The 21,329-nt window shown below is 69.6% G+C and carries 17 protein-coding genes; 8 read left to right on the top strand and 9 right to left on the bottom strand.

The genetic code is table 11. The features are described 5' to 3' along the window. The first annotated feature begins 47 nt into the window (after nt 1-47). From pfkB to ACWFRU_RS20960, 3 genes are all read left to right on the top strand, one after another. On the top strand, nt 48-995 hold the full coding sequence (pfkB, locus tag ACWFRU_RS20970) for a 1-phosphofructokinase (protein ID WP_453689465.1): 948 nt from the start codon (nt 48-50) through the stop codon (nt 993-995). A 94-nt stretch (nt 996-1,089) separates the two neighbouring features. Next, complete coding sequence (locus tag ACWFRU_RS20965) at nt 1,090-3,102, top strand: PTS fructose transporter subunit IIABC (protein ID WP_453689066.1); 2,013 nt, start codon at nt 1,090-1,092, stop codon at nt 3,100-3,102. Between the two features lie 190 nt (nt 3,103-3,292). Next, nucleotides 3,293-3,547 carry a hypothetical protein gene (locus ACWFRU_RS20960; protein ID WP_453689064.1) on the top strand — a complete coding sequence of 85 codons (255 nt, stop codon included), beginning with the start codon at nt 3,293-3,295 and terminating at the stop codon, nt 3,545-3,547. A gap of 60 nt (nt 3,548-3,607) precedes the next feature. Here the strand turns inward: ACWFRU_RS20960 and ACWFRU_RS20955 are convergent, their stop codons facing one another. The 3 genes from ACWFRU_RS20955 to ACWFRU_RS20945 form a co-directional block, all read right to left on the bottom strand. Further along, nucleotides 3,608-4,399: a DUF6227 family protein gene (locus ACWFRU_RS20955; RefSeq protein ID WP_453689062.1), complete on the bottom strand. Its 792-nt coding sequence runs from the start codon at nt 4,397-4,399 to the stop codon at nt 3,608-3,610. A 197-nt stretch (nt 4,400-4,596) separates the two neighbouring features. Beyond that, nucleotides 4,597-5,829, bottom strand: a complete 1,233-nt coding sequence (locus ACWFRU_RS20950) for a L,D-transpeptidase (protein WP_453689060.1) — start codon at nt 5,827-5,829, stop codon at nt 4,597-4,599. A gap of 177 nt (nt 5,830-6,006) precedes the next feature. Next, complete coding sequence (locus ACWFRU_RS20945; protein WP_453689058.1) at nt 6,007-7,092, bottom strand: P1 family peptidase; 1,086 nt, start codon at nt 7,090-7,092, stop codon at nt 6,007-6,009. 248 nt (nt 7,093-7,340) lie between these two features. On the opposite strand from ACWFRU_RS20945, the gene ACWFRU_RS20940 reads away from it, so the two are divergent. From ACWFRU_RS20940 to ACWFRU_RS20925, 4 genes are all read left to right on the top strand, one after another. After that, nucleotides 7,341-8,774, top strand: coding sequence for a NarK family nitrate/nitrite MFS transporter (locus tag ACWFRU_RS20940; RefSeq protein WP_453689056.1), 1,434 nt, complete (start codon nt 7,341-7,343; stop codon nt 8,772-8,774). 291 nt (nt 8,775-9,065) lie between these two features. Further along, entirely contained in the window at nt 9,066-11,324 is a 2,259-nt protein-coding gene (gene pflB / locus ACWFRU_RS20935; protein WP_453689054.1) for a formate C-acetyltransferase, read from the top strand. Between the two features lie 27 nt (nt 11,325-11,351). Then, nucleotides 11,352-12,194 carry a pyruvate formate-lyase-activating protein gene (gene pflA / locus ACWFRU_RS20930; RefSeq protein ID WP_453689052.1) on the top strand — a complete coding sequence of 281 codons (843 nt, stop codon included), beginning with the start codon at nt 11,352-11,354 and terminating at the stop codon, nt 12,192-12,194. A 37-nt stretch (nt 12,195-12,231) separates the two neighbouring features. Next, nucleotides 12,232-12,486, top strand: coding sequence for a hypothetical protein (locus ACWFRU_RS20925; protein ID WP_453689050.1), 255 nt, complete (start codon nt 12,232-12,234; stop codon nt 12,484-12,486). Nucleotides 12,487-12,493: 7 nt separating this feature from the next. On the opposite strand, the gene mscL is transcribed toward ACWFRU_RS20925, so the two are convergent. The 6 genes from mscL to ACWFRU_RS20895 all read right to left on the bottom strand — a co-directional run bounded on the left by mscL (nt 12,494) and on the right by ACWFRU_RS20895 (nt 18,338). After that, the gene (gene mscL / locus ACWFRU_RS20920; protein ID WP_453689048.1) at nt 12,494-12,973 is read right to left on the bottom strand and encodes a large conductance mechanosensitive channel protein MscL; all 480 of its coding nucleotides are present in this window, start codon (nt 12,971-12,973) and stop codon (nt 12,494-12,496) included. A gap of 135 nt (nt 12,974-13,108) precedes the next feature. Then, a complete protein-coding gene (locus ACWFRU_RS20915) occupies nt 13,109-13,663 on the bottom strand; it encodes a hypothetical protein (RefSeq protein ID WP_453689046.1) in 555 nt (184 codons plus the stop codon). 281 nt (nt 13,664-13,944) lie between these two features. Then, nucleotides 13,945-14,811, bottom strand: coding sequence for an S-methyl-5'-thioadenosine phosphorylase (locus tag ACWFRU_RS20910; protein ID WP_453689044.1), 867 nt, complete (start codon nt 14,809-14,811; stop codon nt 13,945-13,947). 75 nt (nt 14,812-14,886) lie between these two features. Beyond that, nucleotides 14,887-15,237 carry an FmdB family zinc ribbon protein gene (locus tag ACWFRU_RS20905; RefSeq protein WP_453689042.1) on the bottom strand — a complete coding sequence of 117 codons (351 nt, stop codon included), beginning with the start codon at nt 15,235-15,237 and terminating at the stop codon, nt 14,887-14,889. Between the two features lie 67 nt (nt 15,238-15,304). After that, the gene (locus ACWFRU_RS20900; RefSeq protein WP_453689040.1) at nt 15,305-16,570 is read right to left on the bottom strand and encodes an MFS transporter; all 1,266 of its coding nucleotides are present in this window, start codon (nt 16,568-16,570) and stop codon (nt 15,305-15,307) included. 247 nt (nt 16,571-16,817) lie between these two features. Then, nucleotides 16,818-18,338, bottom strand: coding sequence for a potassium/proton antiporter (locus ACWFRU_RS20895; RefSeq protein WP_453689463.1), 1,521 nt, complete (start codon nt 18,336-18,338; stop codon nt 16,818-16,820). A 211-nt stretch (nt 18,339-18,549) separates the two neighbouring features. Here ACWFRU_RS20895 and ACWFRU_RS20890 point away from each other — a divergent pair, with 211 nt between their 5' ends. Continuing rightward, a complete protein-coding gene (locus tag ACWFRU_RS20890; protein ID WP_453689038.1) occupies nt 18,550-21,312 on the top strand; it encodes a penicillin acylase family protein in 2,763 nt (920 codons plus the stop codon). Nucleotides 21,313-21,329: the final 17 nt, after the last annotated feature.

Raw genomic sequence — 21,329 nt, 5'->3', positions numbered from 1 at the left:
CCAAGAGCAACACCACGCAGGTCAGCAACGAAACGGTACGTACGCGCATGATCCTCACCGTCACCCCCAACCCCTCCCTCGACCGCACCTACGAGGTCCCCTCGCTGGACCGCGGCGAGGTCATCCGGGCCACCGGTGACCGCATGGACCCGGGCGGCAAGGGCGTCAACGTGTCGAGGGCGGTCGCGGCGGCCGGCGCGGTGACGCTCGCGGTCCTGCCCCTCGGCGGCGCGCCCGGCGCGCTCGTGGCCCAACTCCTCGACGAGCAGGGCATCCAGGTCGCGCCGGTCCCGGTCGCCGGCCAGACCCGCTCCAACATCGCGGTGGCCGAACCGGACGGAACCCTCACCAAGATCAACGCGGCCGGACCCGAACTGAGCGCTGCCGAGGCCGAGTTGCTGCTCTCCACCGTGCGTGAGCGCTCCGTCGGCGCCGACTGGATCGCCTGCTGCGGCAGTCTGCCCCGCGGCCTCGCCCCTTCCTGGTACGCCGACCTGGTGGCCCGCGCACACGCCGCCGGCGCCCGCATCGCCCTCGACACCTCGGGCCCCGCCCTGCTCGCCGCCCTCGCCGAACGGCCCGACGTCGTCAAGCCGAACGCGGAGGAACTCGCCGAAGCGGTGGGCCGCCCCCTGGCGACCGTCGGTGACGCGGTCAAGGCGGCAGAAGAGCTGCGGCAGCTGGGCGCGCGGGCCGTGCTCGCCAGTCTCGGCGCGGACGGCCAGCTCCTGGTGGACGACTCGGGCGCGTACTTCGCCTCCGCACCGGTCGACGCCGTACGCAGCAACGTCGGCGCCGGTGACTCCTCCCTGGCCGGTTTCCTCGTCGCGGGCGGCACCGGCGTCACCGCCCTCGCCTCGGCCGTGGCGCACGGCGCGGCGGCGGTCCAGCTCCCCGGCAGCGCGATGCCGACCCCCGCGGACCTCGCGCCCGACGCCGTCACCGTCACGTCGGAGGTCCCCTTGGACCGCGTACTGACGGAGCCGGCGTCATGACACCCCGAACCCCCCGCAGCACCCCCGCCCCCACCCGCAGTACCCCCGTCCCCACCCCCGCCCTCCGGGCGATACGCGTGCGAAGGAGCCCGCGATGAGCGAGATGATCACCGCGGAACTGGTCGACCTCGAAATCGACCGGTCCGCCACAACCAAGGAAGCGGCGGCCCGTGCCCTCGCCGAGCGCATGGTCGCCCTGGGCCGGGTGACCGATCTGGACGGGTTCCTCGCCGACGTGGCGGCCCGCGAGGCGCAGATGCCGACCGGCCTCGACGGCGGCATCGGCATCCCGCACTGCCGCAGCGCCCACGTCACCGAGCCGACCCTGGCCTTCGGCCGCTCGGCCGAAGGCATCGACTTCGGGGCGCCGGACGGCCCCGCCGACCTGATCTTCCTGATCGCGGCCCCGGCGGGCGCGGACGACGCCCACCTGACGATTCTCTCCTCGCTGGCACGGCAGTTGATGGACGAGGAGTTCACGAGCGCGCTGCGGGCGGCGCCGGACGCGGCGACGGCAGCGGCTCTGATCAGCGGGGAGCCCGCCGCCCCCGGCGCGGCGGAAGAACCCACGGACCCGCACCCGGGGAACGACGACCCCACCCCGGAGCACGGCCCCGCCCAGGAGCAGCCGTTCCGCATCGTCGCTGTCACGTCCTGCCCGACGGGCATCGCGCACACGTACATGGCAGCGGAGTCCCTGGAGAACGCCGCCCGCGAGGCAGGCGTAGAGCTCACGGTCGAGACCCAGGGCTCAGCGGGCTTCACCCGCCTCGATGCGGCCGTCATCGCAGCCGCGGACGCGGTGATCTTCGCGCACGACGTCCCGGTACGGGAAAAGGACCGTTTCGGCGGGAAGCCCACCGTCGACGTGGGGGTGAAGGCAGGCATCAGCAGGCCCGCCGAGCTCATCGCCGAGGTGCGGGCGAAGGCGGCCCGCGGCGAGACCACCGCGGACGTCGGCCCGAGCCCCGTCGACAACGCCGGTGACAGCGGCGACGGTTACGGCACCAAGCTGCGCAAGTGGCTGATGTCCGGCGTCAGTTACATGGTCCCGTTCGTCGCGGCCGGCGGCCTCCTCATCGCACTCGGCTTCGCCATCGGCGGCTGGAAGATCGACAAGGCGCCGTCCGTCGCCGAGCACTTCGTGTGGACGGACACCACCAGCTGGGCCGCGCTCCTCTTCCAGATCGGCGGGCTCGCCTTCGCCTTCCTGGTGCCGGTCCTCGCGGGTTACATCGCGTACGGGATGGCCGACCGGCCAGGACTCGTCCCCGGCTTCGTCGGCGGTTCCGTCGCCGTCACGATCAACGCGGGCTTCCTGGGCGGCCTCGCGGCGGGCCTGACCGCGGGCGCGGTCGTCATGGGCATCCAGCGCGTGCGGATTCCGGCCGTCCTGCGCGGGATCATGCCCGTGGTCGTGATCCCGCTGATCTCGTCCGCGGTCGTCGGCTTCCTGATGTTCCTCGTCATCGGAAAGCCCATCGCCGAGCTGCAGAGCGCGCTCACGGACTGGCTGGAGGGCCTGTCCGGCGCCAACGCCATCATCCTCGGCGTCATCCTCGGCCTGATGATGTGCTTCGACCTCGGCGGCCCGCTGAACAAGGTCGCGTACGCCTTCGCGGTCGGCGGCCTCGCCAACCCGACCGAGGGCAGCCTCAAGGTCATGGCCGCGGTGATGGCGGCCGGCATGGTCCCGCCGCTCGCCATGGCCCTGGCGACGACGGTCCGCGGGCGGCTCTTCACCAGGACCGAGCGCGAGAACGGCAAGGCGGCCTGGTTCCTGGGCGCCTCCTTCATCACGGAGGGCGCGATCCCGTTCGCCGCGGCCGACCCGCTGCGGGTGATCCCGGCGTCGATGGCGGGCGGCGCGGTCACCGGCGCCCTGTCGATGGCCTTCGACTGCACGCTGCGGGCCCCGCACGGCGGCATCTTCGTGGTGCCGCTCATCGGGCAGCCGCTGCTGTACCTGGTGGCGATCGCTGCCGGAGTCGGCGTCTCGACCGTGGCGGTCATCCTGCTCAAGGGCGCCCGGAAGACGGCGCCTTCGGAGAGCGGGGTCACGGGCGAGGAAGCGGCGACGGAGAAGCGGGTGCCGGCGGCCGTCTGAGCCCGGCCGTCTGAGCCCGGCCGTCTGAGACCGGCCGACCGAGCCCGGCCGACCGAGCCCCGGAGGCTTCGGCCCCTGGCTCGGAGGGTTCGGCACCTATGAGGGGGGTTGTGCGACATGCGTCACTTCGGGACGTAAGTCCCACAACCCCCCTGTCGTAAGCCCCGGATCGTGTTGTCTACTGTGCGGCATGCTCCAGAATGTCTCGATCCTCCAGCAGACAGGCGTAGCCGTCCTGGCCGCGGCGACCGTCGTCTGGGCCGTGGGCCTGGTGCGGGTGATGCGGCGCGACCGGACCGACGCGGACGTCTGGCGCACGTCACGGACGCTGGGTTCGCTGCCCGCGCAGGCGGGCCCGCCGCGCGCCGAGACGGTCGAGCTGACGGCGGACGAGCGCGACGCCTTCGCGGGCCTGGTGCGACAGTTCGGCGACGGCCGCCCCTGAGCCCCGCCTCGTACGCGGTCAGCCCCAACTTCGTACGCTGCCGCGGAGTGTTTTCTGGCGTTACTTCCCGCGCTGCTGCGGGATGTTCTTGGCGCGCTGCTCCATCGCCGCGCGGGCCGCTTCCTCGGAGACGTACACCTCGCAGCGGTGCCGCTTGTCGGGAGTGACCGTGTGCTCGACCTCCCAGAGGCTGAGCTCGCTGCCGTCGAAGAGCAGGAAAGCGTGCTCGTAGAGCGAGAAGCAGAGGCGTGCCTCGCCGACCAGGCAGGGGCGGCCGAAGGCCTGCGTGATCTGGTGCGCGAACGCCGAGCGCAATAAGCGCTCCACATCCTCGCCGGGGCGCCCCTCGCTCACCGAGTTCTCCGCGCGGCGCAGCAGCCGGCGGCCGTGATCCGCGGAGTCGTCCGGCACGTACGTGTGACGGGGTTCCTCGGCGACCGGGAGCTGGAGCACGACGGGCTGCTCGCAGGCGGCGGAGGGGGTGTCGGGCGGGAGCGGCAGACGCGAGGTGGCGACCCCGGCCTCCTCCTCGTCCGCGTACAGCTCGTACTGGGGGTGGCTGCCGGGGCCGGTGTTGTGCACGAGCTCCCAGAGGGTGAGCGCGCCCGCGTCGGCGAGCAGCCACGTGTGGCGGTAGGTCTCGCGGTGCAGGCCCGCGCTGTGATGCGCGGAATGCAGCGAACTGTCGTACGCCAGGGCCGAGTCCAGACGCCCTATCGTGTCGTCCGGCAGGTCGAAGGAGTTCATGGCGCGGCGAAGAAGCCGCTCGAGATGCTCCTGCGGGGAGTGCGGAGAATTCTGCTCGGCAGACTGGGGCTCGTACGCCGTCTCGTACTCGTACGGAACGCTCAAGGTCTCTCCCGGCGTTGCTGCATGTCACCTTGTGAGTGCATACCGTAGCCCCTGGGTCGGACATCATGTCCGGGAACTGGAAAACGTGCGAGCCGCACGGCAAGTTCCCGTGCGGCTCGTGGTGTTGGGGCTGGTGAGAGGGGCAGGAGTGGCGGCCGCAGCGACTGTCGGAACGGCTGTCGGAATGGCTGCCGGGATCAGCCGGCGCTGCCCGCCGTCCACTCGCTCCAGGACATGTTCCAGCCGTTCAGGCCGTTGTCCGGGGCGATGGTCTCGTCCGGGGAACCCTTGACCGTCACGATGTCCCCGATGAGGGAGTTCTCGTAGAACCACGCGCCCGGCGTGCTGGGGTCGCCCGCGCCCTGCGCGTCCCGCAGTCCGACGCAGCCGTGGCTGGTGTTGGCGCTGCCGAAGATCGAGGGCGAGCCCCAGTAGTTGCCGTGGATGAAGGTGCCGGACGACGACAGGCGCATCGCGTGCGGGACGTCCTTGATGTCGTACTCACCGCCGAAGCCGACCGTGTCGCCGTTCATCCGGGTCTGGGTGAACTTCTCGGAGATCACCATCTTGCCGTTGTACGTGGGGTTCGCCGGGCTGCCCGCGGAGATCGGGATGGTCTTGATGACCTTGCCGTCGCGCTCGACCGTCATCTTCTTGGCCTTCACGTCGACCGTGGAGACCTGCGCGCGGCCCACGGTGAAGCTGACCGTCTTGTTCTGTACGCCGGTGGCGCCGTCCGCGCCCTTCACGCCCTCCAGGTCGATCTTCATCGTGACCTTGGAGCCGGCCTTCCAGTACTCCTCGGGCCTGAAGTCCAGGCGCTGGTCGCCGAACCAGTGGCCCACGACCTTCTGACCGCTGTCGGTGGTGACCTTGATGTGCGACTGGACGGACTGCTTCTCGGTGATCGCCTTGTCGAAGTTGAAGGAGACCGGCATGCCGACGCCGACCTTCGTGCCGCCGTCGGGGGTGTAACTGCCGATGAAGCTGTTGGCCTTCGAGACGGTGGTGAAGATCGAGTTCTCGGTGGCTTCCTTGCCCTTGGCGTCCTTCGCGTCGGCGGTGATCTTGTACTTCATGCCGCGCTCCAGTTGGGCCTTGGGCTTCCAACTGGTGCCGTCGGCGGAGAGCGTGCCGTCGACCGCCGCCCCGGTGGAGACCAGGGTCATCTTCACCTCGGTCAGCTTGCCGCCCTTGACCTTGACGCCGGTGGCGTTGATGGAGGCTCCGGTCGAGCCGTCCTTCGCCGAGATGGTGATGTCGGCACCCTGGTTCTTGGTCTTGCCGTCCTTGCCGTCGCTGTCACCATCGTCCGAGCCGCCGCCACAGGCCGTCAGGGTGAGCGCACTGGCCGCGGCGAGCGCGGTGGCCGCCAGAAGGGTGCGTCGCCGGGGCTTGGCTATGTGCGACGTTGTCACGGGCTGCTCCATCTTTGTGCGAACTGCGCGTTCTGATCCAGTAAGAGTTAAGAGAGGCCTACGGGCGGAGAGGTTCCTTCCGCTTGATGTGAGGGCGGGCACACGGTCATGGCCCGCCGGCGACCCAACGGGCCGCGCCCCGCGGCCATTCGGCAGCTGCTCGGCAACTACTCGGCGGCTAGTCGCCAGCTACTCGGCCTGCTCGCCGCCGAGGCCGCCGTAAAGGTCGCGGTACGAGGGGAAGTTGCCGCCCGGTGTCTCGACGGACTCCGCGGCCAGGAGAGCTCTGACGATCGCCGCCGTCACCATGTCCGCGCCCGCCGCGAGGATTTCGTTCAGGGCGAGGGGATGGTCGGAGGCCAGGGGGTGCTCACCGGTCGCGAGGGCGAAGACGGTGTCCCCGTCGTTGAGAAGATGGACGGGGCGCACGGCGCGCGCCATGCCGTCGTGCGACGTGCCCGCGAGCTTCTGCGCCTGGGCCTTGGTGAGTTCGGCGTCCGTGGCGACCACGGCGAGGGTGGTGTTCAGCGGGGGAGGCCCGCCCTTGGCCGCGGCTTCGGCGAGGCGACGCGTGGCCTCCTCGTGCACCTCGGGGGCAGGGTAGGCCACCCGCCGCCCCTCGAAGAACCGTCCGTACAACGCACCCGTCCCCGCGTCGACCCCCGAGCCCGCCGCGTTCGCCACGACCAGGGCGGCCACGGTGATGCCCGAGTCCAGCCGGACGCTCGCACTGCCGACCCCGCCCTTGACCTTCCCCACCACGGCTCCGGCGCCCGCGCCCACGTTCCCCTCCTCGACGGGCGTGAACGGTTCGCTGCCCGCGGCGGCCTCCACCGCGGCGCGGCCCGTCGCGGCGTCGGGGCGCGCCGTGAAGTCGCCGCCCCGGCCGAGGTCGAAGACACAGGCCGCCGGGACCACGGGGACGACGTGGGAGGGATCGGGGCCGACCCGCACGCCCCGGCCCCGCTCCGCCAGCCACGCCATCACGCCGGTCGCGGAGTCCAGGCCGTACGCGCTGCCGCCGGTCAGCACCACGGCCTCGACGCGCTGGACCAGATTGCGGGGGTCGAGGGCGTCCGTCTCGCGGGTGCCGGGGCCGCCGCCGCGCACATCCACGGCCGCGACGGCGCCGCCCTCCGGGGCGAGCACGACGGTCGTGCCGGTGAGGTGGCCCGCGTGGGTGGGCGCGACGCGGGTGGCATGGCCCACGCGTAGACCGGCGACATCGGAGAGGGAGTTGGTGCGGGGCCTGGTGGAGGGGTTCGAGGAAGCCATGCCGACTTGCGTATCACGCGGGGGAGTCCACACGGGGGAGCCCGAACCCCCGAGGCCCGAACGTCCGAGGGCCCTGCGGGGGAGCCCGAACCCCCGGGGGTCCGAACGTCCGAAGGCCCTCTGTACTTCGTGTCTTTGGGCCGGTCGACGCGTGTCCTACGCCTCTGCTCCCGAAGAACCGCGCACGCGACGGTGGAGGTGTCAGGCCCCGGAGCAAGGTCGGGACCCGTAGCGAACTGGGATCCAACATGACATCGCCTGCCGCCCAAGAAACGCGGACCGCGCCATCGGGCCGTACGTACGACCCCGCGCAGTACCGCCCCGGCAAGACCATCACCGACTGGGAGCCGGAGAACGAGCTCTTCTGGAAGTCCATCGGCAAGAAGGTCGCCGCCCGCAACCTGTGGATCGCCGTCCCCGCGCTCCTGGTCGCGTTCGTCGTCTGGCAGGTGTGGTCGGTCACGGCGACCAACCTGAAGGACGTCGGCTTCGGTTTCTCCACCTCGCAGCTCTTCTGGCTGACGGCCGTCCCCGGCATCACCGGCGGCACGGCGCGCGTCTTCTATACCTTCCTCGGCCCGATGATCGGCCAGCGCCGCTTTACCGCGCTCTCCACTATCGTCCTGGTCGTCCCGCTGATCTGGCTCGGCATCGCGGTGCAGGACCCGAACACGTCGTACGGCGTGATGATCGCCATCGCGGCCCTCTGCGGTGTCGGCGGCGCGAACTTCGCCTCGTCCCTCGCCAATATCGGCTTCTTCTTCCCCAAGCGCGACAAGGGCAACGCCACCGGCATCAACGGCGGCCTCGGCAACCTCGGTGTCTCCGTCGTCCAGCTGGTCACCCCCATCGTCATCACCAGCTCGGTACTCGCGGTCGGCTCGGCCCAGCACAAGGCGGACGGCACGCCCGTGTGGCTGCAGAACGCCGCGTTCCTGTGGGTGCCCGTCCTGGTGATCCTGGCCGCCGTCGCGTGGTTCGGCCAGAACGACCTGAAGGTCGCCTCCACCCCCTTCAGCCAGCAGAAGATCATCTTCAAGCGCAAGCACAACTGGCTGATGACCTGGCTCTACGTCGGCACGTTCGGTTCCTTCATCGGCTTCGCGGCGGCGCTGCCGATGCTCATCAACACCACGTTCACGCCGATCGACGCGGCCTACTCCGCGGCCACGTACGCCTGGATGGGCCCGGCCGTGGGCGCGCTCGCCCGCTGGGCCGGCGGCTGGATCGCCGACAAGATCGGCGGCGCGCGGGTCACCATCATCTCGTTCGTCGGCATGGCGCTCTCGATCATCGGCGTCATCAACTTCCTGCCCTCCGGCGGCGACGACGGCAACTTCTGGGGCTTCTTCGTCTGCTTCCTGTGCGCGTTCCTCTTCTCGGGCATAGGCAACGGCTCGACGTTCCGCCAGATCCCGGTGATCTTCCGGTCCCAGCACCTGAAGGGTCTGACGGAGGGCACCCCCGCCTACACGAAGGCGCTGAAGCAGTCCGAGATGGAGGCCGGCGCGGTCACCGGATTCACCTCCGCCATCGCGGCCTACGGCTTCTTCTTCATCCCGGCGATGTTCGCCAACTTCGCGGTGACCAGCGCGATGTGGGGCTTTGTGGCCTTCTACGTCAGCTGTATCGCGGTCTGCTGGTGGTACTACGCCCGCAAGGGCGCGGAGTCCCCGAGCTGACGCCCTGAGCGGCGTCGGAACAGTGGGCCGGGTGTGGGAGCCCCCGGCCCACTGGCATGCCCAGAAGGCCTGGCGCCACGGAAAGCCCGGGAAATTCTTGTGAATGCTTTCACAAGCGAACTTGGGTCCAAAGTCCCGGACGAAACCCCAGGTCAGGGCGATCCCCCTGGTGGTGGGGAGCGGGAAGAAGGGACCTCCGGCCCCGAAGTGGGGACCATTGCGGAGCCCCTGACCGGCCGGATCGCAGTGCAATGGACGCAGAGCGAAAGAGCGATTCGGAAGGTGTCGGCGATGACTGCTACTCCCGCGGAAACGACGGTTCACGGCGAGGCTTGGGACGGTTTCAAGGGCGGCCTGTGGCGGGATGCCATCGACGTCCGCGACTTCGTGCAGCAGAACTACACCCCGTACGAGGGCGACGGCTCCTTCCTGACCGGCGCGACCGAACGCACCACCCAGGTCTGGCAGAAGCTCCTGGCGATGTTCCCCACGGAGATCGAGCGCGGCATCTACGACGTGGACGTGAGGACCCCCTCCCGCATCGACGCCTTCAGGCCCGGCTACGTCGACGCCGACCGCGACCTGATCGTGGGCCTGCAGACCGACGCCCCGCTCAAGCGCGCCATCATGCCCAACGGCGGCTGGCGGATGGTCGAGGGCGCGCTCAACGCCTACGGCCACGAGGCCGACCCCGAGGTCAAGAACATCTACACCCACCTCCGCAAGACCCACAACGAAGGTGTCTTCGACGCCTACACGCCCGAGATCCGCGCCTGCCGCTCCTCCGGCATCGTCACCGGCCTGCCCGACGCCTACGGCCGTGGCCGCATCATCGGCGACTACCGCCGCGTCGCGCTCTACGGAGTCGACCGTCTCATCGCCGCGAAGGAGGCCGACCGGGACCTCCTCGCCGAGGAGTGGGCCACCGAGGACGTCATCCGGGCCCGCGAGGAGACCTCCGAGCAGATCAAGGCGCTGGGCGAGCTGAAGTCCATGGCGATGTCCTACGGATACGATATCTCGGGCCCCGCCACCTCTGGCCGCGAAGCCGTCCAGTGGCTGTACTTCGCCTACCTGGCCGCCGTGAAGGAGCAGAACGGCGCGGCCATGTCGATCGGCCGCATCGACAACTTCCTCGACATCTACCTCCAGCGCGACATCGAGGCCGGCCGCATCACCGAGACCGAGGCCCAGGAGTTCATCGACGACTTCGTCATCAAGCTCCGCATCGTCCGCTTCCTGCGCACCCCCGAGTACAACGAGGGCTTCTCCGGCGACCCGACCTGGGTCACCTGGTCGATGGCCGGCATCGGTGAGGACGGCCGCCCGCTCGTCTCCCGCACCACGTTCCGTGCTCTGCAGACCCTCTACAACCTGGGCCCCGCACCCGAGCCGAACCTGACGGTCTTCTGGACCCGCGAACTTCCCAAGGGCTTCAAGGACTTCGCCGCCAAGGTCGCCATCGACACCTCGGCCATCCAGTTCGAGTCCGACGACCTGATGCGCCCCAAGTACGGCGACGACACCGCCATCGCCTGCTGTGTCTCGGCGATGGCCGTCGGCAAGCAGATGCAGTTCTTCGGAGCCCGCGTCAACGTCGCCAAGGCCCTGCTCTACGCGATCAACGGCGGCCGCGACGAGATGACCGGCAAGCGCGTCGTCGAGGGATTCGAACCCATCGAGGGCGACTACTTGGACTACGACACCGTCGTCGAGCGCTACGACGCCATGCTCGGCTGGCTCGGCAAGACGTATGTCCACGCGCTGAACGTCATCCACTACATGCACGACAAGTACGCCTACGAGCGCATCGAGATGGCGCTGCACGACCGGGAGATCCTGCGCACGATGGCGTGCGGCATCGCGGGCCTGTCCGTCGCCGCCGACTCGCTCTCCGCCATCAAGCACGCCAAGGTCAAGGTCATCCGCGACGAGACGGGCCTCGCGGTCGACTACGAGATCGAGGGCGACTACCCCGCCTACGGCAACAACGACGAGCGGGCCGACCACATCGCCCGGCGCATCGTCTCGGACTTCATGGGCAAGATCCGGCAGCACCCGACCTACCGGAACGCGGTGCACACCCAGTCCGTCCTTACGATCACCTCGAACGTCGTCTACGGCAAGAAGACCGGCAACACCCCCGACGGCCGCCGCGCGGGCGAGCCGTTCGCCCCCGGTGCCAACCCGATGAACGGCCGTGACCAGCACGGCTACATCGCCTCCGCGCTGTCGGTCGCCAAGCTCGACTACGACGACGCCGAGGACGGCATCTCGCTCACCAACACCATCACGCCGGACGCCCTGGGACGCACCCCCGAAGAGCGGGTCCAGAACCTCTCCGGCGTCCTCGACGGCTACATGGCCAGCGACGGCTTCCACATGAACGTCAACGTGCTCGACAGGGCGACGCTCCAGGACGCCATGGAGCACCCGGAGAACTACCCGCAGCTGACCATCCGGGTCTCCGGCTACGCGGTCAACTTCGTCCGCCTGACCCGCGACCAGCAGCTCGACGTCATCAACCGCACCTTCCACGGCTCCCTCTGAGCCCAGCAGCAGTCCGGGAGTTCTGCCATGGCTGTCCTGCTCAACACCGTTCCGCCCAGCACCGTTCCGCCCAGCACCGTCCCGCTCAGCACGGCCCCGCCGGACTCGGCGACCCCCGCGGCCGCGGTCACCCGGCGGCCCGTCACCGGGTCCCTGCACTCCTGGGACCTGTCCACCGGCGTCGACGGCCCCGGCAGCCGCTTCGTCACGTTCCTCTCGGGGTGCCCGCTGACCTGCCTGTACTGCCACAACCCCGACACCTGGCGGATGCGCGACGGCAAGCGGACCACCGCCGACGCCGTGATCAAGGAGGCCGCCAAGTACACCAAGTTCATCGCGGCGGCGGGCGGCGGAGCCACCGTCAGCGGTGGGGAACCCCTCCTGCAGCCCGTCTTCACCGGCGAACTGCTGCACCGCCTCAAGCACGAACTGGGCCTGCACACCGCCCTGGACACCTCCGGCTTCCTCGGCGTGCGCGCCACCGACGCCCTGCTGCGGGACGTCGACCTCGTGCTCCTGGACATCAAGTCCTGGGACCGCGACACGTACAGGAAGGTCACCGGCCGGCCGCTGCGGCCCACCCTCGACTTCGCCCGCCGTCTCGCGGACCTCGGCAAGGACGTCTGGGTGCGCTTCGTGCTCGTCCCCGGCCTGACCGACGACCCGAAGAACGTCGAGGGCGTCGCCCGCTTCGCCGCCTCGCTCGGCAACGTCTCGCGCGTCGACGTGCTGCCCTTCCACAAGCTGGGCGAGGCGAAGTGGGACGCCCTCGGCAAGGACTTCACCCTGCGCGACACCCCTTCGCCGACCCCTGGGCAGGTGGCCGAAGCCAGGGAGATCTTCGCAGCTCAGGGGCTCACGGCCGTCTGACGGACGCCGCGGCGCCCCACCGACGTACCCTGGAGACATGAGCACCGCCCCCGCCCCCGAACCGCGCGATCCGAGGGACTCGGAGAGCTCGGAGGCCTCAGCGACCTCGGAGACCCCGAAGGACTCCGAGGCGCCGAAGAAGCCCAAGAGCGCCCTGGTCTTCGACGACCCGCTGTCGCAGCAGTCCTCGGACGACACGGACCGCGGGTGGGGCGAGCGGCCTTCGGCCGGCGGCGACAGCGCCGCCGACCTGGCGCGCTTCCTCGACGAGAAGCCGCCCCACCACCTCTGAGCCCGCGCTAGCGCTCGTCGTGCCCAGTGCCGCGCTGCGCCACCAAGGCGTCGCGGATCTCCTTGAGGACCTCCAGCTCCGTGATCTCGATGACCTCCTGCGTGCCCTCCTTCTCGGCCTTCCGCGCGGCCTGCCGCGCCAGATACTTGGCCATGGGCAGCACCATCAGGAAGTAGACGACGGCCGCGGTGATCACAAAGCTGAGAGTGGCGCTGAGGACCGTGCCCCACATGATGGGGATGCCGCTGACGACTTCTCCAGCGTCGTTCATCTTGCACGGGTCCTTGAGGCACGAACTGTAGTGATCGAGATCCTTCGTCCCGAAGGCGCCGACCAGCGGGTTGATGACACCCTTCACCACGGAGTTCACGATGTTCGTGAACGCGGCTCCGATGACCACCGCGACCGCCAGGTCGACGACATTGCCGCGCATCAGGAAGGCCTTGAAGCCCTCCCAGAGACTCGGCTCGTTCTTCTCGCTCACCACGAGGCCTTTCGTTGCAAATGCAGTTCGTGAAACGGACAGCTTCGCAAACTACGTCAGGCCCTGGTAGGACTGTCCAATTGGATGCCTCGAACGAGCGACTTGACAGGAAATCAGTGCAGTCGCACACATCGTGAGTCAGCACAGCGTCACCGCAAGCCTCATGCCCGCACCCGCTCCGGCGAGCCGCGCCGCCGTCGCCCGTGGCACGGCGAGCACCAGCAACGCCCCTGCCTCGGCGGCGCTTTCGGCAGCGCCCGCCTGAGGCTCGGGCACCGCGGTCACCCTTGCCCCGGCCGCCACCACCCGTGACGTCGATCCGTCCGAGGCCACCACGTCGACCCGGTCACCGCGGTGCAGCAGACGCACCGTCTCCGCGTCCGCGATCCGCACCGGCGCCGCGACCGTGGCGGCGGCCCGCGGCTTGTCACCCCGCGGCTTCTCGGCCCGCGAGGGCGCGGCCGCGGCAGCGGTCGGAGGCCCCTGCGCCCGCACCTGTCCGGCATCGCGAGGCCCCGCGGCCACGAGCGCCGCGGCGGTCACCGCGAGACCCACGGCCATGGCCCGCCGCCTGTGCCGCAGCAGCCTTCGCAGGCGCCGGTGCCCGCCCCGCACCCGTACGGGAGAGAAGTGCGGCACGGGGCACGGCGGGGGAGGCGAAGGGGAGGAGATGTCTGCGGAAACCTGCGGCATGTCGGCCACCACCTGCGGAGAGTTCGGGAGCTCGGGAGAGCTGCGGATCTTGCCTTGCGCTCTCACGATGCAGGCCCGCGCCGAATCCCGCTGAGCCCCGTGCACTACTCGCCGGTTGTGGACAACTCCGTCACCCGAAGGGGAAGTTCCGGCCTAAGGCAGGTGATGCAGCGGCAGGTGACGCGGCAGCAGGTGATGCAGCGGCAGGTGACGCGGCAGCAGGTGATGCGGCGGCAGGTGACGCGGCAGCAGGTGATGCGGCGGCAGGTGACGCGGCCCGCTCACGGCAGCCGAATCCCCGGCTCCATCCCGCCCAGCGCCCCCGCACACAGGCAGTCCCGCGCATCCTTGGCGGGCAGCCCGGCCACCGCGTCGAACAGCACCGTCCGCAGCCGGTCCACATTCGCCGCGAACACTTGGAGCACCTCTTCGTGCGAGACGCCCTCGCCGCTCTCCGCACCCGCGTCCAGGTCCGTGACCAGCGTCAACGACGTGTAGCAGAGCTCCAGTTCACGGGCGAGCACCGCCTCGGGGTGCCCGGTCATGCCCACCACCGACCAGCCCTGCGCCGCGTGCCAGACCGATTCGGCCCGGGTCGAGAACCGCGGCCCCTCGATCACCACGAGGGTCCCGCCGTCCACCGGCTCCCACTCCCGGCCACGGGCCGCCTTCAGGGCGGCGCCGCGTCCGGCGGGGCAGTACGGGTCCGCGAGCGACACGTGCACGACGTTCGGAATGCTCCCGTCCGGCAGCGGCACTCCGTCGAAGTACGTCTGCGTACGCGACTTGGTGCGGTCCACGAGCTGATCGGGCACCAGCAGCGTCCCGGGCCCGAACTCGGGCCGCAGCCCGCCCACCGCGCACGGACCGAGCACCTGGCGCACCCCCACGGAGCGCAGCGCCCACAGGTTGGCGCGGTAGTTGATGCGATGCGGCGGCAGATGGTGCCCGCGGCCGTGCCGGGGCAGGAACGCGACCCGCCGCCCGGCGACGTCGCCGAGGAACAGGGAGTCGCTGGGCGCTCCGTAGGGGGTGTCGACCTGGAGTTCGGTCACGTGGTCGAGGAACGAGTAGAAGCCGGAGCCGCCGATGACACCGATCTCGGCCCGCGTCGCGTTCGGTGTACTCGCGTTCGCCGTATTCACCATGCCGAGCACAGTAGCCGGGCCGGGAAATGCCGAGGTCCCCGCTGTCGTACGACAGCGGGGACCCGGAAAGAGAAACTAGGCGGCCGAGGAGCTGGCCGACGACCCCGAGGAGGAGCCGGACGACTTCGAGTCCGACGACGAAGAGGACGTCGAGGACGACGAAGCGCTCGCGGAGGACTTGGCGTCCGACGACTTGGAGTCGGAGGACTTCGAGGCGGACGCCGTCGACGGCGTGCTGCTCGACGACGAGCCACGGCTGTCGTTGCGGTAGAAGCCGGAGCCCTTGAAGACGATGCCGACGGCCGAGAACACCTTCTTGAGGCGTCCGTCGCAGCTGGGGCACACGGTCAAAGCGTCATCCGTGAACTTCTGCACCGCCTCGAGGCCCTCGCCGCATTCGGTGCACTGGTACTGGTACGTCGGCACTTGCTTCCTCCTGGCACTCTCACTCGATGAGTGCTAACGACGGTCCATAGTGACGTATTCCGCGAGATCAGTCCACCGCGACCGGCTCGCGGTGACCCACGCCACGTGCCACGGTGCGTCCGACCGAGCGCGGGACGAGCCGCGAGCGCAGGGTCACGAGCACCGCGAGGGCCAGTGCCGTACCGCCCAGCGGCACCAGGAATCCGGCGCCGTCCCAGAAGCGGTCCTCCAGCTGTCCGGCGACCGTGACGGCCGCGGCCTGGCCGAGCGCGACGGCACCGGTGAGCCAGGTGAAGGCCTCGGTGCGGCCGGAGGGGTCCACGAGGCGATCGACCAGCGTGTAGCCGGTGATCAGGGCGGGCGCGATGCAGACGCCGACCAGGAGGCCGAGCCCGGCGAGGAGCACCACGGAGTGCGCGGCCCACAGGCCGGAGGCCATCAGGGTCAGCGCCGCGTACCCGACGAGGAGGCGCCGCTGCGGGGCGATCTTCCAGGCGATGGCACCGCAGACGAGGCCGGAGAGCATGTTGCCGGCCGCGAACGTGCCGTACAGGACGCCGTTCAGGCCGGGTTCGCCGATGGACTCGGTGAAGGCGGCGAGCGAGACCTGCATGCCGCCGAAGACGGCGCCGATGCCCAGGAAGGTCACGATGAGGACCCGCACGCCGGGGATGCGCAGCGCCGAGGTGTGCTCCACGCGCGCGTGCTCCTCGCGGGAGGCGGGCTCGGGCTGGGTGCCCTTCTGGGCGGCGAAAAGGAGGCCGCCCACCAGGGTGAGTCCGGCCTCCGTGAAGAGTCCGGCCGCCGGGTCGATGGTCGTGCACAGGGCGGTCGCGAAGAGCGGGCCGAGCACGAACGTCAGCTCGTCCGTGACCGACTCGAAGGCGGCCGCCGTGCCCGCGAGCGGGGAGTCCTGGAGCTTGACGCCCCAGCGGGCCCGCACCATGGGGCTGATCTGCGGCTGCGAGGCGCCGGTGGGCACCGCGGCGACGAAGAGGGCCCACAAGGGGGCGTCCGAGAGCGCGAGCACCGTCAGGGAGAGCACCGAGACGGTGTGGATGAGGACACCGGGCACCAGGACGGCCCGCTGGCCGAACCGGTCGGCGAGCTTGCCGCCGAAGGGGGCGAACACCGCCATGGAGACGCCGGTGACGGCCGAGACGGCGCCTGCGACGCCGTACGAGCCGGTGGTGTGCTGCACGAGCAGCACGATGGAGATGGTCAGCATCGCGAAGGGCTGGCGCGCCGCGAAGCCGGGCAGGAGAAACGTCCAGGCGCCGCGGGTGCGCAGCAGCTGTCCGTATCCCGGGCGGGAGGTGACCGTGGATGCCACGGCCCGTGCCTTTCTGCCGCCTGGTAGCGCGGCCCCCCGTTCAGGGGGACGGCGCCGAGAGCTGTCCTCTTGCGCGGAACTGCGGTAGATGCCGGTTGCCCACTGCGAGGGCATGCGGCCGCCATACGGTCGGCGCCAGCTCTGCTTCAGACAGAGTTGGTTCGATCAGTTGGTACAGAAGAAGTGTGCCTTCATCGTACAGGGAATGGGCCGATGGGACCTGTGAATACCGAGAATGAGGCGCCCGTCACCTGCGATTACCCCGATCATTCGCGTCGTGACCAGCGGTTCCCAGCCATCCGGCCAGCTTTCCGCCCTGTCCGACGGCCCGCAGCCGCCGCTCCGCCGCGTCGCGCACCGGGTCGGTCGCGACCACCAGGAGCTCGTCCCCGCGCTGCAGCACGGTCGTGGGTTGCGGCACGAATGATTCGCCGTTGCGAACGACGAGCGTGACCGCGGCACCCGCGGGCATCCGCAGTTCCCCCACCTCGACGCCGTGCATCCGCGACCCCTTCGGGATCGCCACCGAGAGCAGGTGCCCGCGAAGGCGCTCCAGGGGCGCCGACTCGATGCCCAGGTCGGCTGCGCCCGAGGAGTCGCCCAGGCGCAGCTTCCTGGCCAGCCACGGCAGCGTAGGACCCTGGATGAGGGTGTAGACGACGACCAGGACGAAGACGATGTTGAAGATCCGCTGGCTGTCGTCGACGCCGTTCACCATCGGGATCGTGGCCAGGATGATGGGCACGGCTCCGCGCAGGCCCGCCCAGCACATCAGGGCCTTCTCCTGCCAGGGCATGCGGAACGGCAGCAGGCTGGCGACGACCCCCAGGGGCCGGGCCACCATGGTCAGGATCAAGCCGATGACGATCGCCGGCCAGGTGTCGTCGAGCAGGTCGTGCGGGGTGACCAGGAGGCCCAGCAGGACGAACATGCCGATCTGCGCGATCCAGCCGAGCCCCTCGGCGAAGCCCCGGGTGGCGGGCCAGTGCGGCAGTTTGGCGTTGCCGAGGACCATCGAGGCGAGGTAGACGGCGAGGAATCCACTGCCGTGCGCCATGGCTCCGGCCGCGTAGGCGGCGACGGCGATGGCCATCACGGCGATGGGGTAGAGGCCGGACGCGGGCAGCGCCACGTGCCGCAGACCGAAGGAGCCGAGCCAGCCCACCGCGATGCCGATCGCGGCGCCGATCGCGAGCTCCAGGGCGATCTCGCCGATCAGGACGTACCAGTGCTCCACGGGACCCGCGGCGGAGAACGCCACGACCAGGATCACCACAGGGGCGTCGTTGAACCCCGACTCCGCTTCCAGGATGCCCGTCACGCGCGAGGGCAGCGGCACCTTCCGCAGCACGGAGAAGACCGCCGCCGCGTCCGTCGAGGAGACCACCGCGCCGATGATGAGCGCCTGCCGCCACTCGAGGCCGACCAGATAGTGGGCACCGGCGGCCGTCACGCCGACGCTCACCGCGATGCCGACGAGCGACAGGACGGCGGCCGCGGGCAACGCGGGTTTGATCTCTTTCCACTTCGTGCCGAGGCCGCCCTCGGCCAGGATCACGACAAGCGCCGCGTAGCCGATGACCTGCGTCAACTCGGCATTGTTGAAGGTGACGTTGCCGATGCCGTCCTGGCCCATGGCAATGCCGATGCCGAGGTAGAGGAGCAGGCTGGGGAGCCCACTGCGCGACGAGATGCGGACCGCCGCGACGGCGACGAGCAGGACGAGCGAGCAGATGAGCAGGAGCTGGTTGAGGTCGTGGACAGTCAGGGGCCGTTCCTCTCCGCGCGAGCCAAGTACTTCGTTACCTTACCTAATTGTTAACGCTTTCTTGACGCCATCGAACTCCTGTACGACGCGTCGCGATGTAGGTTCCTGACTCCGCGTCCGAGGCCGCAGTGCCCTGCGCCTACAGTTGCTCCAGCGCTCCCACCACCGCCCAGCCAGCCCTGCCGCTCGCGTAAGGACAGCAAGGACAGCGATGCCCTCGAATACCACCGCCTCTTCCGGTCATAAGTCCGGCAAGAAGAAGGGGCGCCGAGCCCGCCTCCTCGTCATCGTCCTGGTCCTGGCCATCGTGGCGGGCATCGGCTACGGGGCGTACTGGAGCGTCAGTACGGTGCGTGCCTCCTTCCCGCAGACCAAGGGGACGATCAAGCTCGACGGCCTCGCCGGTCCCGTCGACGTGAAGCGTGACGGCAACGGCATCCCGCAGATCTACGCCGAGTCCGACGCCGACCTGTTCATGGCCCAGGGCTTCGTCCAGGCGCAGGACCGGTTCTGGGAGATGGACGTCCGCCGCCACATGACCTCCGGTCGCCTCTCCGAGATGTTCGGCAAGGGCCAAGTAAAGACCGATGAGTTCCTGCGGACGCTCGGTTGGCACCGCGTGGCGCAGAAGGAGTACGACACCAAGCTCTCGCCCGCGACGAAGAAGTACCTCCAGGCGTACTCCAAGGGAGTCAACGCCTACCTGAAGGACAAGAGCGGCAAGGACATCTCCCTGGAGTACGCCGCCCTCGGCTTCACCAACGACTACGAGCCCCAGGAGTGGACCCCCGTCGACTCCGTGGCGTGGCTCAAGGCCATGGCCTGGGACCTGCGCGGCAACATGCAGGACGAGATCGACCGCTCCCTGATGACCAGCCGCCTCGGCCCGTCGCAGATCAAGGACCTGTACCCGGAGTACCCGTACGCGCGGAACAAGCCCATCGTCCAGGAGGGCGCCTTCAACGGCGTCACCAAGGAGTACGACAGCAAGGCCAGCGCCACGGGCAGCCAGTCGCAGACCGGCGGCGCGGCGGGCACGGGCCTCGCGGGCAACACCCAGGCCCCCGACGGCCTGCAGTCCCAGCTCTCGGGCCTCTCCGACATCCTGGACAGCGTCCCGGACGCGGGCCTCGGCCCGAACGGCAACGGCATCGGCTCCAACTCCTGGGTGGTCTCCGGCGACCACACGATCAGCGGGAAGCCCCTGCTCGCCAACGACCCGCACCTGTCGCCGCAGCTCCCGTCCGTCTGGTACCAGATGGGTCTGCACTGCCGGACGGTCTCCAAGGACTGCCAGTACGACGTCTCGGGCTACACCTTCGCCGGCATGCCCGGTGTGGTCATCGGCCACAACCAGGACATCGCCTGGGGCATGACGAACCTGGGCGCCGACGTCACCGACCTCTACCTCGAGAAGTTCGAGGGCGACGGTTACGCGTACGACAACAAGGTGCTGCCCTTCAAGACGCGCACGGAGACCATCAAGGTCGCCGGCGGCAGTCCGAAGAAGATCACCGTCCGGGAGACCGGCAACGGACCCCTGCTGTCCGACCGCGACGACGAACTGGTGAAGGTCGGCAAGAAGGCAACCGTCGACAGCGCCGCCCCCGACCGGGGCGACGGCTACGGAGTCTCGCTGCGCTGGACCGCGCTCAAGCCGGGCAAGTCGATGGACGCCGTCTTCGAGCTCAACAAGGCGAAGGACTTCGCGGGCTTCCGCAAGGCCGCCTCTTCCTTTGAAGTGCCCTCGCAGAACCTGATCTACGCGGACACCAAGGGCCACATCGGCTACCAGGCACCGGGCAAGATTCCGGTCCGCGGCAAGGGCGACGGCGCGCTCCCGGCCCCCGGCTGGGACTCGGACTACCGCTGGACCGGCTACATCCCGCAGGCCGCGCTGCCCTACGAGTACGACCCGAAGCGCGGCTACATCGTGACCGCCAACCAGGCCGTGATCGACGACGAGAAGTCCGACTACCCGTACAAGCTCACGTCGGACTGGGGCTACGGGGCGCGCAGCCAGCGCATCACCGACCTGATCCAGTCGAAGATCAAGGACGGTGGGAAGGTCTCCACCGAGGACATGCGCACGATGCAGATGGACAACAGCAGCGAGATCGCCAAGCTGCTGGTGCCCAAGCTGCTCAAGATCGACGTCAAGGACAGCTACGTCCGTGAGGCGCAGAAGCTGCTCGAGGGCTGGGACTACACCCAGGACCCCGATTCGGCGGCGGCCGCGTACTTCAACTCGGTCTGGCGCAACATCCTCAAGCTCTCCATCGGCAACAAGCTGCCCAAGGAGCTGCGGGTCAAGGGCCAGTGCCTGAACGTCGAGCCGGCCGGGAACACGGGCCCCGCCGACGAGGCCGAGCCGGTGCGCGAGTGCGGCCAGCGTGACGCCGAATCCGCGCAGCCCGACGGCGGCGACCGCTACTACGAAGTGATCCGGTCGATCCTCGACGACGAGGACAACGACTGGTGGAAGTCGCCGAAGACCCGCACGGACAGCGCGACCAAGACCCGCGACCAGCTGTTCGGCCGGGCCATGGAGGACGCGCGCTGGGACCTGACGGCCAAGCTCGGCAAGGACGTCGACACCTGGAGCTGGGGCCGCCTGCACCGGCTGACCCTGAAGAACCAGACCCTGGGCGTCGAAGGCCCCGGCTGGCTCCAGTTCATGCTCAACCGCGGCCCGTTCAAGCTGGGCGGCGGCGAGGCGGCGGTCAACGCGACCGGCTGGAACGCGGCGGGCGGCTACGGAGTGCAGTGGGTGCCCTCGATGCGCATGGTGGTGAACCTCGACGACTTCGACAAGTCGAAGTGGATCAACCTCACCGGTGCTTCCGGACACGCCTACAGCGCGCACTACACCGACCAGACCAGCAAGTGGGTCAAGGGCGAGCTGCTGCCGTGGTCCTACACGGGCGACGCCGTCAAGAAGAGCACGAACGACACCCTGGTGCTGCGGCCCTGAACCGCCGCACGCAGCAG

This window comes from Streptomyces sp. NPDC055099, assembly GCF_053607685.1.
The sequence above is the reverse complement of the archived record's forward strand: the minus strand, read 5'-3'. Positions and strand labels throughout refer to the sequence as shown.

What these genes read in the sequence shown, in the direction of transcription:
- pfkB (WP_453689465.1), top strand. Translation starts at nt 48, where the DNA reads ATGATCCTCACCGTCACCCCCAACCCCTCCCTCGACCGCACCTACGAG.
- ACWFRU_RS20965 (WP_453689066.1), top strand. Translation starts at nt 1,090, where the DNA reads ATGAGCGAGATGATCACCGCGGAACTGGTCGACCTCGAAATCGACCGG.
- ACWFRU_RS20960 (WP_453689064.1), top strand. Translation starts at nt 3,293, where the DNA reads ATGCTCCAGAATGTCTCGATCCTCCAGCAGACAGGCGTAGCCGTCCTG.
- ACWFRU_RS20950 (WP_453689060.1), bottom strand. Translation starts at nt 5,829, where the DNA reads ATGGAGCAGCCCGTGACAACGTCGCACATAGCCAAGCCCCGGCGACGC.
- ACWFRU_RS20945 (WP_453689058.1), bottom strand. Translation starts at nt 7,092, where the DNA reads ATGGCTTCCTCGAACCCCTCCACCAGGCCCCGCACCAACTCCCTCTCC.
- ACWFRU_RS20940 (WP_453689056.1), top strand. Translation starts at nt 7,341, where the DNA reads ATGACATCGCCTGCCGCCCAAGAAACGCGGACCGCGCCATCGGGCCGT.
- pflB (WP_453689054.1), top strand. Translation starts at nt 9,066, where the DNA reads ATGACTGCTACTCCCGCGGAAACGACGGTTCACGGCGAGGCTTGGGAC.
- pflA (WP_453689052.1), top strand. Translation starts at nt 11,352, where the DNA reads ATGGCTGTCCTGCTCAACACCGTTCCGCCCAGCACCGTTCCGCCCAGC.
- ACWFRU_RS20925 (WP_453689050.1), top strand. Translation starts at nt 12,232, where the DNA reads ATGAGCACCGCCCCCGCCCCCGAACCGCGCGATCCGAGGGACTCGGAG.
- ACWFRU_RS20915 (WP_453689046.1), bottom strand. Translation starts at nt 13,663, where the DNA reads ATGCCGCAGGTTTCCGCAGACATCTCCTCCCCTTCGCCTCCCCCGCCG.
- ACWFRU_RS20910 (WP_453689044.1), bottom strand. Translation starts at nt 14,811, where the DNA reads ATGGTGAATACGGCGAACGCGAGTACACCGAACGCGACGCGGGCCGAG.
- ACWFRU_RS20890 (WP_453689038.1), top strand. Translation starts at nt 18,550, where the DNA reads ATGCCCTCGAATACCACCGCCTCTTCCGGTCATAAGTCCGGCAAGAAG.